Consider the following 13,100-nt stretch of genomic DNA (forward strand, 5'->3'; position numbering starts at 1 on the left):
GCCCGCCACTGTCACCAATGGCGGAATCGTTCGGTCGCGCTCTCATGCATCACCTCGCAGCAGCCTGTTTTTCGTCGCCGGATCGAACCAGATTTCCGTCAGATCGCGGTTCTCCATGAACAGCACCACGTCGACCGTCGTGCGGATCTCGCGCATCAGGTAATCAAACGGGAGCGTCTGGCCGACCGGGCTTTGCTTGACCAGCGTGGCGATGCGCGTGAGCGTCGCGACCGAGTCGTTTGCGTGCACCGTCGTCAACCCGCCCTGGTGCCCGGTGTTGAGCAGCGTCAGGTAGTCCCAGGTTTCGTCGCCGCGCAACTCCGCAAGCAGCACGCGATCGAACTTCATGCGCAACGTCGCCTTCACCAGACGTCGCGCCGGAATCGCCTCGCTGTAGAAGAGGTGAACGTGATTTCGATGCAGTGGCAACGGCAGCTCGTGGGTATCCTCGATCGTCGCCAGACGCGCCTCGCGCGGAATGATCGGGATCAGGTCGGCCAGCGCCTTCATCAGCGTGGTCTTGCCGGAGCCCGTGCCGCCCACGAGCACGATGTTCATCCGGTTCAGTATGGCCAGCTTCAGAAACCGCACGACATCGCGCTGCGCGAGCGCGTCGAGCATCTCATGCTGAAAGCGCGCCAGGCCATAGGCACCCAGCGCCCGGGACGGATTGAATACCGCAGTGGCACGACTGACGTCCATACCCTCTGAGCCTGCCCGTGCCGCCGCAGCGTCGATCTCGCCGTTCGTCATTGCGCCACTACCGCCGGGTTCATCCCGGACCACATCACGGAACGTGGCGAACCGCCCGGCGTCCGACCACTGCTGTACCGAAAGGCGCGTTGAATTCGGTACGCGAATCGTCAGCGACACAGTGCCCGGCTCGCACGCCGGTGGAATCACAATCTGGCCGCGCTCCCCGTCGGGCAGGCGCACCGGCTTTTCCGGTTCGGCCGCCGAAAGCGGCGGCTTCGCCTTGTTGTAGATGGCCAGCGCCGGTGCGAACTGGTTCAGCATTTCCAGCGACGCATTCGGAAGATCATGGCGCTGCCAGCCGTCGCGCGTTTCGGTCCAGCCTTCATAAGGACGGTTAATCGCAAACTCGGTGACGCCGGGCATCGCCAGCATTGCGGCGATGCCGAGTGTCTTGAGGTGACTGCGTACCGTAAGACTGTCGTCGTATTGCATATTCATAAGCATCCCGAATTAACTGAGTCAACGCGTCACCAGTTCGTACACGTCGGAGAAGTCCACATCGCGCGCAACGAAGATTGTCGTCATCGACCCGTACTGCGAATACGCGGTCGGCGGCACGTTGATGGTGTTGCGCAGCGCTTCGGCCGCTACCTCACCACCGGCATTCGTGGTGTTGTTAAACTGGATCCCGCTACTGCCCGAGTTCGCGGCCAGTGTCGACAGCGCCTGACCGGCATCGCTGATCAGGCTGACCATCATGGCGCCGCCAAACCGCGTCCAGAAGTGGTTGTCGACGTAGGCCGGCAGGCCACTGCCGCCGAGCGCATCGGCCGCAGGCGAATCGAGTTGCACCTTTACGCCGTCAGGCGTCGTCAGCCGCGTCCAGATCACGAAGATCCGCGCCTGACCCTGCATCAGCGCCTGCCGCTGCTCGCCCACGACCTCGGAGCCACGCTCGACCAGCAGCACCTTGCCGTTCGCCGAGTACACGTCTTTCGCCACGTGGCAGGTGGTCATGCCCGGGTAGTCGGTCACGATCTCCGCACCCTGCACGCACGGGATCGTGGTGCCCGCGATCAGCAGGTAGTCACGCGACGGCATCAGTTCCGCCTTCACCGTTTCCAGCTTCGATGGCTGCAACTTGCTGTCCAGTCCATCCTTCGCAAATCCGGCATGCGAATTGGTCAACCCGGGCGTGCCATCAGGGGCTGCCGCGTCGGGCGTCTTCTCATCCTTGACGGTGAGCAGCACGTCGCCATCGAGCTTGCGTTGTGCCGGCGTCTCCACCGCGCTGGCCGCCGTCGCTGCAGCAGCGCCGTTTCCATTCGCCGCACTGGCTGCGTTCGCATGCGCAGGTGTAGCAAGCGCCGCGCTAGCCGCGGCCGCTTCCGACGCCATCGCCGCTTCCTCTGCCCGCTGCTTCTCGATCTTTGCCTTGTCGCGCGCAAAGTCGTGCCGGTCATCTGACGGCTTGTCCTTTGCCGCTTCCGCCCTTGCCGCCTCGGACTCGGCGTGATGCTGCGCCGACCACCGCTTGATCGCGACACCCACTGCGATCGCGCCGAACAGCAGGATCAGCACCATCCCAATGACGATCGGTAGCATCCGGAACGGGCTCTGGCGCTTCGTGCGGCCAACACCCGGCACCCCGCGCTCGCCTATGCCGGCGGGCTCGACCGGTGTCGGGTTCGCCAGGTTCGGACCGTTCAGATTGATATCGTCACTCACCGCCCGCCTCCCTTTGCTTCACGAGACGCACCGTGCCCGGAATCGTCGTGCCTGTCGGGTTCAGCTGGCCGTCTGGCCGGTATGCATTGTTGCGAATGCCGAGTACGGCGTCCCCCAGGCGCAGGTTGAAGCGCTGCGCCGTGTCGTGCACCACGAGCACGGGGCCGCGCACGTCATCAGGATTGACGAGCGCTTCCTTGCCGTCCCCGTACACGCGATAGATCTGCGGCAGGTCGCGGCTCGTACTGAACTCGAAGTAGGTAAAGCGGCCGTCATCCCACAACGCCGTTGGCGCGAGTGTCGTGTCACCATGCATCTCGTAATTGAAGTTACCCACGCCAGGCGTGCTGACGGTCTGCGCCAGCAGTGCCCGCGCTTCGGCCGAGCGCACCGCGGCGGCCGCCGACGCCTTTGCACGCGTGTCCGGATAATCGAAGGTCAGCGACCAGACTGCTTCCTCGTGCCTCCTGACCGGGACCAGCTTGAGCACATAGCGACGTCTGTTCGTGAGCAGAATCAGGTTGGTGGCCGCCTGCGGTGCCTTCGGCTTGAAGAAGAAGCCGTTGCCGGCCGGGCCAGCCGTCCATGCCTTACCGTCGCCCATGCCGCCGCCGTCGATTTTTTCGCCTTTCTCGAAGACGAGGACAGTCGCCTCGCCCGGGCGATAGGCGATCCGGTACGTCTCATTCGGGTCATACACGGCGCACGCAATGTGCCGGTCACTGCCGCACGCACCGGGCACGACTTCGGCGACAGCCCGTAGCGACATGCCGAATAGCGCGGCAGCGATCGACGCTGCAGTAAGCGCTTTCGGGAACCGGATGGTCATGGGTTGGCCCCTCCGGCCGGTGCGCTCAAGGACATACTTGACGGTGCCGACTGGGACGATGTGGCCGCGGACGGCATCGGTGTCGCGCCGTCTGCGGTGCTGCGCGTCCAGTCGCGGTCGACCGAGTAGCTGGTGACACGAAAGCCCGTTGGATTGAGCTCCTGTTCGTCGCTGCGGGTCGGCAGATCGCCTATCTCGTAGGTGATCGTCGCGACCCAGTATTCGGTTTTAGGCGGCGGTGGCGTCGAGCCGCCCAGCGACGGCAGCGAAAGCATCGTCTTCGAGAAGAACACCTGTGCGGTGGATCCAACGAACGTAATCGCACCTGGGCGCACGATCACACGATATTTGTCTGTGAGCACGTTTTGCGGCGAGTTCTTGCGGTTGTAGAGCGCCGCGTACAACGCCTGCTCGCGTGGCGAGTTCATCAGCGTCACGGTGTCGTACGCATCCTGGATCGTGTACCAGTCGTACTTCTCGCGCAGCTTGACATACGTGCGCAGTGCTGCCCGCACCTCGAGTTCACCGAACGTCACGGATCCGCTGTGCGCGACATCAATCACCTGCACGTCGCCGGTCGCGGTGTTGTCCTTAATAATCACGGGTGGTGACGGTCTCTTTAGTTCTACTAAAGCCGATGAGCCAAGAATTGAGATAAGTGCGACGAACATGGCCCCGCCCGCAACACGCCATGCAATCTTCGTCATGTTTTCCTGCAGCTGCTGCCGGGACTTCTCGAACGAGAGGGCTTCCCTGAAATACATCCGCGCCATCTCGCGCGGATCGGCGTCGGCGAGTTTCGCCGCAATGTGCTGCAGCGCGGCCGCGCAATTGCCGTCGACGGCAACGGCGACTGGCTCAGGCTGCGCCCGCGCCGGCTTGCATGGCATCCATTTCATGGCCCACTCCCCTGTGTCGCATGGTTGACGGGCATCCACGGCCCCTCCGGTTGCGTCGGCTTTGGTGTCGACGAGCACGCAGCAAGGAGCGCGGCGCTGCAAAGCACGACGATAAATTTCACGTCAATCTCCGATCGGGGTGCATTGTCCGCCGTCGCTGGCTGCTCCGACGGACGGCCCATCATTTACTTCGAGCGTTCAAACTCGGCTCCGGGAACAACAAGATGTCCAGTTGCCTTGTCGATCGTGATGACGTACGGAACCCCACCACTTACAACCATCTTTCCGTCCTGCGCTACGGCTGGCTCTCGCACGATTTTCCATTTATCCGCTTCGCCGTCGGCACCGAGATTGGGAACCTTGTGTGAAACGTAGAAGTCGTCTCCATCACCATTCCGGGCAATGTTCACTTCGAACCAGCCGTTCTGGCTGACGCGTTTCCATGTGCCCACGAATTCGTTGCCGTCATGCTTACCGCAACCGAATTGTGTCAATGACACAATGACCACAACTGCCGCAGTCATAAACCGGATGGCCCTCATCGATTCCTCCTGGTAGTAGTCAAGATCAAGCACGGCCGATCGAGTTAGTGGACGCTGACGATGCGCCACCTCCGGAACCACCCATCAGCTTCATCGCCCTCATGGCTCCACTGGCCGCGTTGCCGATCTTACCGACCATCGATGAGATACCTACGCCACCTGCCAATTGCGATGCAAGTGACGGCATGCTCAGCGACACGACGATGAACACCAGCCCTGCAGCGATAATCTTTCCTTCAATGGTGTAGGTCAGCATGACGTCGCTGACACTGAAGCTCTTCGGCAGCACCGAGGTCATAAAGCTCACCTCGATTGCACCCACCGCACCGAACAACGCAACGAGCAGACCATAGTTCAGGCATTGCCCAACCCAGTTTTGGAAAAATTGCCGTGTCGGGGGAAACAGCGCCGCAACGATGAACGCGGGCCCGAGCGCAAGCAGCAATCCAAGTGCGAACTTCGCAAGGATGATGTAGGCCGCCGCAATAGCAAGAAATGGCACGCCGACTAGGAGGATGCAGAGTGCGAGCACTGAAACCTCGACGAACAGACCAACATCAGTAACGCCTAATCCGTTGTACATGCTCTTGATAGCGGATATGTAGAGATTCAACAACGTATCGAGCCCACTACTCAGACTGTTGCCACCCATCAAGGCACTACTCAGATCGTCCCCGAGGCCATTGAAGAATGGCACCACGTACTCGCTGTAGTAGCTGATATTCATCCCGAGCGTGAGCACAGCCGCCCACCCTGCCATCTTCAGCAGGAAGTCGGATATCGGGCTGTCGTTGTGGCCACGCCAGTACGACACGAGTACGAGCAGGACGTAGAGACTAAAGCAGGCAGCGACCAGCGGACTGATCAGTGAGATCATCCGGGCCGAGCCGGTATTAATCGTGTTCAGCACGTTCTGGTCGAACGAGTTGAACATTTCGGTAAAGATCTGCAGTTGCATGGTCGCACTCCGCGTTATTGGTCGGCGTTGTCGTCGCCGTTCAGCCGTTGCTGCATGTCGCTATGGGCGGCCTGTTGCGCGAAATCCTTCTCCGCATCCTGAAGTCGCGCCGCGAGATCGAGGCGCATCTTTTCCGCGTTGATCGACGAGTTCTCTGCCGCCCACCGGTTTTGCAAATCGGCCTTCGCCGCCGGATCCTGCGTGAGGTTCGACTGCTGCATCAGCTGCTGGATGTTCGTCAGCCGGTCGATCGACGCCTGATACGAGCGCATCGCCATTGCCTTGTTGGCGGCCAGAGTATCGTTCAGACGTTGCTGCCCGGGCGTGTACGCAGTCATCCCCTCCTGGCTCTCGATACTGCTGGCGAGGCCGCTGATTCCGTTCAACTGCCCGCTCTTCACTTCGTCGTAGACCGACTGCCACTGATCCGGCAGGTAGTTGCGCAGCGACGGGTCATTGAAGATGTTTCCGAGACCGCGATTGCCGATTGTCGACTGGTACTGGTCCGAGAGCAGGCTGTATTGCTGCTCCAACTGCTTGACGGTCGAGATCGCCTGCGCGATCGCCTGCAGGTCGATCACCGGGACACCCTGCGCGTGCGCCGCCTGCATCGAGAACGTGGCCGCGATCAATGCGGTGCCCGTCAAATTGCGAATGATTTTCATCGTCATGCTCCCAAGCTGGACTGCTGTTGTCGGCAAACCATCGCAATACAATGCGGCGGCGGCCAGTCCAGCGCAGCCAGTCGAGCAAACCACAAGCAAAACGCGCTCGGCGCCCACTCTCCGGTGCCAGCGCCCGTCGTGCTCGTCCGCCCGCTCCTTGAGCTGTTCGCGCGTCGCTGGCTCGATCGCCGACGAAAGGTGAAGATCGTGTGTCGTCGTCATTCGGTTTCCTCAACAAGTTCGGCCTCGTGCTTGCGATCGCGTTTGCCCTTGCGGCGTGCCTGGAACAGCTGCATTCGCAGGTCCGTGTCGCCATGTGCGTCGCGCGTGCATTCTTCCCAGATCGCAACGTTGTCCAGACTGCTGGAAAGCACCGCGATCTCGTCGTTCATGCCGCCCAGGTCCAGTGTTGCAAACGCCGACTGGTTGCTCTGCTTGATCAGGAACGTACGAGACTCCTTCGACAGCCTCTTGAGCGTGTCGAATTCGCGGTCGGTCAGGTTCAGGAGCTTGTAACCGTCGTGCGTCGCGTCCGGATTCGGCAGATAGATCTTTGTCGCCGTCAGGTCGCGGATCTCAGCGAAAACCGGACACTGGATTGCGTCCTCCGGCGACTGCGAATCTAGGATCAGGAATTCGTCTGCCTTGCGGCCCGTCTTGAGTGACTTGCGGATCAGCTCCTGCGTGGTGGGGTAGCTGGCCGGCAGCCAGAATTCGGCAATCACCGTCGCGAGCAGGCCGCCCCTCTTCTGCATCTGGTCCTTGAGGTACAGCAGGTGTGCAAGCACCGGCTCCGTGGCCGCATAGTCTTTCTTCAGGAAGTCAGTGACGTCGTAACCGATCCGGCGCACGTCGGTAATGTTCGTCAGCGCATCCGGTACGTTGTCCAGCGCCCATGCGAATCGACCGTTGGTTGCGCCACACCACTGGCTCAGACGTACCCACAGGCCGTTCTCGTCGCTCGTATCCGGAATCGACTCCAGCAGGCGGCTGAACGTCCTGTGCTCGATGTTCTCCAGCTTCATGACGGTGTCGACCGCGTGCTTGATCTGCCGCTGGTCATCAGCACTGAGCTTGCCGTTCTCGTCGCGGCAGCAGGCACCCACCAGGTCGTAAAGGTGCGCGAGGTTGCGCTTCGTCTCGGGCAGGCCAAACGGCGCAAGACCGGTCGGCTCGCCTTCGCGCAGCGTGTAGTAAACAGCGCCCATCTCCTCGAGGAAGATCCGCAGACCCTGATCGAGGTCGAGCGCGAAGATCTTCGGGTCGAACCGCTCGAGGAAGGCGAGCAGCATCGTCTCGAGGGTGGTCTTGCCCGTGCCAGTCGAGCCGAGAATGAGCGTGTGGCCGGCAACCTTCTCACCCACGCTATCCTCATCCAGGCGCGAAGCGTGACAGTTCAGGCTGAACAGGCTCTTCGCGACGGTCTGCACCGGCATGAGGGCCGAGCCGTCGCCGAGCGGATTGCCGCGTGCCTTGCCGGCCGAATAGGTATGCATCGAAAACGACGACGCGAGACTGCGGGTGGATTTCGGCATCGGCCGCGGCTTCGTCCTGAATCCCGGCACCTGACTCATGTACGTGAACGGTGCCGATGCCGTCGCCTTCACGAACTTGAAACCGCAATCGTTCAGCGCCCGACTTGTTACGTACGCGCCGTTGCTGATGGCCTTCTCTGGCGTGTCGCCGTACACGACGAGCGCACCGTGATAGTCGCCGAATGCGAGATCCCGACCGGCGATCAGCGCCACCGCATCTCCCAGTTCGTTGATCTGGTGCTTCGCCTTGTCTTCGACCGACCGCAGGTGATTGATCTGGTCTTCGATCGCCTTCATCGCTTCGGCTGTGCTCAGACAGCCCAGGCTCTGCGTGAGGGTGAATTCGACGGGCAGAGACAGCAGCGGATTCGTCTGCCCCCAGCCGGCCTTCGGGAAATCCTTCAGGTCGTAACAGACCGCGAACCGGGTTGAGCGATCGGTGCGAATTTCAACCGTGTCGTAGTGGAAGTGCAGGTGCGACGTCTGGATCAGGTCGCGTCCGGTTGCGTGCGTGACCGGCACACGCTCATCGACGCCATTCACGAGCTCGCCGATGAACTGATACGCCTCCGAGAACAGGATGCCGTTGTGCCCGTATGTTTCGAGCAGTTGAGGATCGTAGGCAACGAGGGCTTTCATCAGCCCCTCGCCCAGCTCCTCGAGCTCGCGCACCGTCTCGTCCAGATCGTCGCCCTGCAGGATCGCGGTGATGTAGAAGCTGTTCTCGAAGTGATCGTGCCTGCGGAAGCGCTGCAGGTATTTGTCGACGGCCTGCTGGATGAACGGATTGTAGAAACGATACTCGTCGCCAAACGAGATGTTGCGCCGGCGAAACGTGGTCCACAGCGACAGGCGGCTGCCTTTCTCGAGCGTCATCGCGGCCAGCTGACGGTTCCAGCTGTCGTAGCGTGCTTCGATCTCTCCACGGCTCACCGATTCGAACGGTACACCGTTCACGCGCATCACCAAGAAGGCGCCGCCGTTGTCGACGCTCGTCGCCGTTTCCGACACCGGACGGCCGATGCGCGGCAGCTTGTCCTCCGCGGACGAAACGAGCCGGTTCAGTTCGTTGGTCACGCGCATGCTTCGTCTCCCGCGTACGGCGTGTCGTCCGCGCCGCGAATGCGGCGGCGCTCCTCCGCGAGCCGGCGAAACACGGCATACATTGTCTTGCCCGAACCGGGAGCAAGAGCCGTCATGGCGAAGCCCACAATAGGCGGGCACGCACTGTCAGCGCCATCTGATGACAACGCAGGATCGTGCGCAGGCTTGCGGTCATTCATCTTCGTCCTCCTCTGCCTGCGTAAGCAGGCGATGACGCAGCGCCTCAAAGCGCTCAAAGTCCCGGCCACGCGCGAACGCGCGGGTGTACACGTCCTGGTCGCGGCCGTAGTGCATCGGTGCGAGCGTGTACGTCTTGCCGAATACCGACACGCGGCGGCGATCCAGCCAGCAGCGAAATTCCAGCCACGTCAGGCGCAGTGCCTGGTCATCTGTCTCGCAGACATGCCGGAAAAACAGGAAGACGGGCACGCCAGCCGAGCCGATCAACAGGCCGCCAGGCCCAAGCACGAAGCCGCCGACCATACTTGTGATCAGCGATGTGCAGCCGATGATCAGCGCCGGAAACATCGGGACACCGCCGATCATCGCGGTACGGTTCAGACCCGCGTAGGAGGGGTACAGCGTGCGTTCGTCTTCCATGGTGATTCAGGCGAAGAGTCCGAACGCCCAGCCGGCGAGCACGAGTGCCGAACCCACGCCGGCCACCTTCGCGATGCCGCCACCGAAGTCATGAATCCAGTCGGCCTTATTGGACCAGCACTGGACCCCAACCCACAGCAGATACGAACCAGCCATCACGCCACAGAATCCGTAAAACCATAGCGTGAAGGTGTTGGCCGCTGACGTGCCCGCTGCTAGGCCACCGCCCGCCCGGGCTCCGCGGGCGGCCATGGACATGACCACGGCGCCGATGCGCCCGGCACTCCTGCCACGCAAACGCACCAAAGCCGCGGCACGGCCGGTCAAGGGTTCGAGAAGAATCGTCTTCATCTGCCTGCTCCGTCAAAAATCGCCCAGGGCGTCCCAGGCTGGATGGTGATTGACCGGTTGGGCGTGGTCGGCCCCGGTGTCGGTGCTCACTGAATCATCGGCCCGCCGCACGCGGGCCGGCTGCACTGCCGCGCGCGATGCCGTGTGCACAACGGGTGTCTTGCCCTCCGGTACGACGGCGATCGGCGGCACGACCGCAGCGCTGGCTTCGCTATCGGGCACGTTCGCAGCCACGCGCTGGACATAACTCGTGCCACCCACATCCGGTTTGAAGCCGCGCGTGAAATTGCCGCTGTAGTAGCAGCTAAGCGCCGCACGCACGGCATCCTGCGGCACGCGTCCGCCGGCGGCCGCGCGGGTGTAGCAGTCGGTGAGGATGGCGCCGCCCGCGCGCAGGTTCGCGCACGGATCGAACGCGGTTTCAGGGGTAAGGCCATAGACCCGCAGGTTCGCGCGATTGACCTGGGCCAAGCCCATGCTGTAGTTCCAGCCAGCCGCCTCAAGCGCACGCACGGTCGCCACCGCCTCGTCGCGGTTGCGCGGTTGGCGCACCAGGTGGCCGCCGACCACGCCGATGGCGAAGGGATTGAAGCCGGATTCGGCCTTGACGAGCGCCTGCAGGGTGGTCGGATAGACGGCCGGGGCGCATTGCTGTGCGAGCATCGCGAAGTCGACTGGCATCATGACCGCTCCGTTGCGGGCCCAAACGCGAGGTGGGTTTTCATGCGGCGTCTCGGTCGCGCCTGAGCCGATGCGCTACGCCTTCGGCGATGGCAACCGCGACCGCAGGCAACTGGGGCGTCACTCGCATTGCGGCCGTACCGCCCACGCCCAGGTCGAGAGCGTCCGGCACAATGGCCGATAGTGACGGCCCCTGCATCCGCTGGACGACCCAGCGTACGTAGTGTTCGAGAAGCCAGCCCAGACCGCCGCAGCCCCAATCGGCGAGCACGCCCAGCTGCAACAGGCCAATTGCGGCCCGTTTTGCAAGACGAAATCCAAAGAGGTCTTGCATGGCTCACCCTCCCCGCTTCTCGCGCGGCCAACCGCGCCTATAGGCCACGCAGCCGATCGCGGCCCAACCCAAACCCACGATCGCCACCGCAAACAGCTCGCGCGACGATGAATGCCGCTCAACCAACCAGTACGCGAAGCCAAGGAACGACGTCACCACCACGAACAGCAGCAGTGCGCACACGCCCTTTTGAACCAACCAAAAAACTGTGCCCATTTCCGTGCCCTCCGATGTGGTCAGTTCCCACTGGCACGCCATCGGCCCGGGGAGCCCTTCCTGCTATCTCTCCTGCCCAGCGTCACACGCACGAACGAAGCCGCGACAGGCCAACTCGTGCATTGGCTGGTCGAAGAAGCGGCGAGTTGCGATTTCGACGTGTGATACGCATACGGATGGGCTGCGCACAGCATCGCGATTGGCGCATCGGACTCACTCAGGTGTCCATATCATACAATTAGGAATGCTTTATATATAAAGCGACTGAAGATTTGCACTGCACGCTCCTTCGATAGAGATCACTCAATGGCAACAGCTAAGGTCGTGCGCGTTTGCCGCGATGCGCAGACCGTAGCTTGTGCCGTCAACTTCAGCAACGAAGCCCGCTTGAAGTCGCCGCTTTAGTCGCTCACCGTCGCCTACCCCTCCCTTTCCGGTGGTACTGCGTCAGATACGGGCGGCCGCACAATGAGCATGTCCTCATTTGCCTTTGAGCGTTCCTGCAACACTCCGCTTACGATAGATTGGGCGGCGTCTGCGTTGATTCCCTCAGCTTGATACCGGGACGCCGCATCGATCGAATTCATCCCGAACCTCTTCCAGGATTTTGAGTGCCATTCAAGCGCCTCTATACTGAGCAAGTTTGATCACATCTGCAGAATATAGGCACGTTTGTGCCACTTGTCAATTTTAAGAACATTTATGCCAGAAACCTTTGGCTCGCGACTTCTTGCGGAACGCGAACGGCTCGGACTCTCCCAAGGCGAGATGCATGCAATTTCCGGTGCCAGTCGTCGTGCGCAATTCAACTACGAACAGGGCGTGCGTCTGCCCGATGTCGGGTATCTGGCGGCTCTCGCTCAGCGCGGCTTTGACGTCCTCTACCTGGTGACGGGGACCCGTGTGATGCGCCGCGGTGCTGTCGATGAACATATGCTGTGCCGCGTCCTCGTCTCGGTCGATACCGCACTTGAAAAGCGTCCAATCGACGCAGAGAAAAAATCCAAACTGGTCGCCCTCATTTACCAAAGTGCGGCCGACTCCGGTCAGGTCGATCAGTTGCTCGTCAAGAAAGCAATCGATCTCGCCTTTTAGACGGCCTCGATTCTCAAGCGTGCTCCGAAACCTGCGGCGTAGTCTGCGGCGCCCTGACAGCGATGCCGGCGTCGCGTAAGGCATCGCCGATCTGGTTCGCAAACGCCACAGCATGGGCACCGTCGCCGTGAAGGCACAGTGTCCCTGGCTGAATTTTGATGCAGCGGCCATCAATTGCCTTGATCCGGCCATCACGCACCATGCCCAGCGCCTGCTGACACGCCGCTACATCGCTTTCCAACACGGCATTCGCCTGCGATCGCGGTACAAGCTTGCCTTCCGGGGTGTATGCGCGATCAGCAAAGCCTTCGTCAACTGCAAGCAATCCCTCTTCACGGGCCAGGCGGACGAGCAGACCACCAGCGAGTCCGTAGATAAGCAGCCCCGGGTCGTAGTCTTTTATCGCCTGCACGATCGCGAAGGCGAGCTCGTCATTTACTTCAGCCATGTTGTAGAGTGCCCCATGGGGCTTCACATGCACCAGGCGGCCGTTGAGGCCCGCCACGACAGCCGCCAACGCACCCACTTGATACTGCACGCCGGCATAAACTTCGTCAGCCGGTAGGTACATCGGTGCACGGCCGAAGTTCTCGCGATCAGGAAAACTCGGGTGCGCTCCAATTGCGACGCCTTGTCGAATCGCCTCTGTCGTGACCCGTCGCATCGTCAGCGGGTCGCCAGCATGCCAGCCGCAGGCGATGTTGACCGAACTCGCGATCTTAATCAGCTCGAAGTCATGCACAAACCCTTCGCCGAGATCGACGTTCAGATCGATTGACTTTTCATTCATTTGCACCTCCACATCAACAGGCACAGTAAGTTCGAAGTGCGTATCAATTGAAGTCGCATCATCACCAAGCACCCCAT

General features: G+C 61.5%; 16 protein-coding genes. 1 reads left to right on the plus strand and 15 read right to left on the minus strand.

Translation table 11 applies throughout. The features are described 5' to 3' along the window. Positions 1 to 42 precede the first annotated feature (42 nt). The 14 genes from JMY28_RS24720 to JMY28_RS24785 all read right to left on the minus strand — a co-directional run bounded on the left by JMY28_RS24720 (position 43) and on the right by JMY28_RS24785 (position 11,138). The gene (locus JMY28_RS24720; RefSeq protein ID WP_201698518.1) at positions 43 to 1,194 is read right to left on the minus strand and encodes an ATPase, T2SS/T4P/T4SS family; all 1,152 of its coding nucleotides are present in this window, start codon (positions 1,192 to 1,194) and stop codon (positions 43 to 45) included. A gap of 21 nt (positions 1,195 to 1,215) precedes the next feature. Next, on the minus strand, positions 1,216 to 2,280 hold the full coding sequence (virB10, locus tag JMY28_RS24725) for a type IV secretion system protein VirB10 (RefSeq protein WP_236597022.1): 1,065 nt from the start codon (positions 2,278 to 2,280) through the stop codon (positions 1,216 to 1,218). A 136-nt stretch (positions 2,281 to 2,416) separates the two neighbouring features. Next, the gene (locus JMY28_RS24730) at positions 2,417 to 3,253 is read right to left on the minus strand and encodes a TrbG/VirB9 family P-type conjugative transfer protein (protein WP_201698520.1); all 837 of its coding nucleotides are present in this window, start codon (positions 3,251 to 3,253) and stop codon (positions 2,417 to 2,419) included. Beyond that, the gene (locus JMY28_RS24735) at positions 3,250 to 4,152 is read right to left on the minus strand and encodes a virB8 family protein (RefSeq protein WP_201698521.1); all 903 of its coding nucleotides are present in this window, start codon (positions 4,150 to 4,152) and stop codon (positions 3,250 to 3,252) included. Before JMY28_RS24735 ends, JMY28_RS24730 begins: the two co-directional genes overlap by 4 nt. 185 nt (positions 4,153 to 4,337) lie before the next feature. Beyond that, a complete protein-coding gene (locus JMY28_RS24740; protein ID WP_236597023.1) occupies positions 4,338 to 4,727 on the minus strand; it encodes a hypothetical protein in 390 nt (129 codons plus the stop codon). Then, entirely contained in the window at positions 4,720 to 5,652 is a 933-nt protein-coding gene (locus JMY28_RS24745; protein WP_201698522.1) for a type IV secretion system protein, read from the minus strand. Before JMY28_RS24745 ends, JMY28_RS24740 begins: the two co-directional genes overlap by 8 nt. 14 nt (positions 5,653 to 5,666) lie before the next feature. Further along, positions 5,667 to 6,434 carry a type IV secretion system protein gene (locus tag JMY28_RS24750; RefSeq protein WP_236597024.1) on the minus strand — a complete coding sequence of 256 codons (768 nt, stop codon included), beginning with the start codon at positions 6,432 to 6,434 and terminating at the stop codon, positions 5,667 to 5,669. Between the two features lie 101 nt (positions 6,435 to 6,535). After that, positions 6,536 to 8,935, minus strand: a complete 2,400-nt coding sequence (locus tag JMY28_RS24755) for a VirB4 family type IV secretion/conjugal transfer ATPase (protein ID WP_201698523.1) — start codon at positions 8,933 to 8,935, stop codon at positions 6,536 to 6,538. Further along, the gene (locus tag JMY28_RS24760; RefSeq protein WP_201698524.1) at positions 8,926 to 9,135 is read right to left on the minus strand and encodes a hypothetical protein; all 210 of its coding nucleotides are present in this window, start codon (positions 9,133 to 9,135) and stop codon (positions 8,926 to 8,928) included. The genes JMY28_RS24755 and JMY28_RS24760 overlap by 10 nt, the downstream gene beginning before the upstream one ends. Continuing rightward, entirely contained in the window at positions 9,128 to 9,556 is a 429-nt protein-coding gene (locus JMY28_RS24765) for a VirB3 family type IV secretion system protein (RefSeq protein WP_201698525.1), read from the minus strand. The genes JMY28_RS24760 and JMY28_RS24765 overlap by 8 nt, the downstream gene beginning before the upstream one ends. A gap of 6 nt (positions 9,557 to 9,562) precedes the next feature. Then, positions 9,563 to 9,907, minus strand: coding sequence for a hypothetical protein (locus JMY28_RS24770; protein ID WP_236597025.1), 345 nt, complete (start codon positions 9,905 to 9,907; stop codon positions 9,563 to 9,565). Positions 9,908 to 9,919: 12 nt separating this feature from the next. Next, positions 9,920 to 10,591, minus strand: coding sequence for a lytic transglycosylase domain-containing protein (locus JMY28_RS24775; RefSeq protein ID WP_201698526.1), 672 nt, complete (start codon positions 10,589 to 10,591; stop codon positions 9,920 to 9,922). 37 nt (positions 10,592 to 10,628) lie between these two features. Next, positions 10,629 to 10,922, minus strand: coding sequence for a hypothetical protein (locus JMY28_RS24780; RefSeq protein WP_201698527.1), 294 nt, complete (start codon positions 10,920 to 10,922; stop codon positions 10,629 to 10,631). Positions 10,923 to 10,925: 3 nt separating this feature from the next. Further along, the gene (locus tag JMY28_RS24785) at positions 10,926 to 11,138 is read right to left on the minus strand and encodes a hypothetical protein (protein WP_201698528.1); all 213 of its coding nucleotides are present in this window, start codon (positions 11,136 to 11,138) and stop codon (positions 10,926 to 10,928) included. 702 nt (positions 11,139 to 11,840) lie between these two features. On the opposite strand from JMY28_RS24785, the gene JMY28_RS24790 reads away from it, so the two are divergent. Continuing rightward, positions 11,841 to 12,233, plus strand: a complete 393-nt coding sequence (locus JMY28_RS24790; RefSeq protein WP_201698529.1) for a helix-turn-helix domain-containing protein — start codon at positions 11,841 to 11,843, stop codon at positions 12,231 to 12,233. Between the two features lie 13 nt (positions 12,234 to 12,246). Here the strand turns inward: JMY28_RS24790 and pxpA are convergent, their stop codons facing one another. Then, complete coding sequence (pxpA, locus tag JMY28_RS24795; RefSeq protein ID WP_201698652.1) at positions 12,247 to 13,023, minus strand: 5-oxoprolinase subunit PxpA; 777 nt, start codon at positions 13,021 to 13,023, stop codon at positions 12,247 to 12,249. Positions 13,024 to 13,100 lie beyond the last annotated feature (77 nt).

It is taken from the genome of Paraburkholderia hiiakae, from assembly GCF_904848665.1.
GTDB lineage: Bacteria > Pseudomonadota > Gammaproteobacteria > Burkholderiales > Burkholderiaceae > Paraburkholderia > Paraburkholderia hiiakae.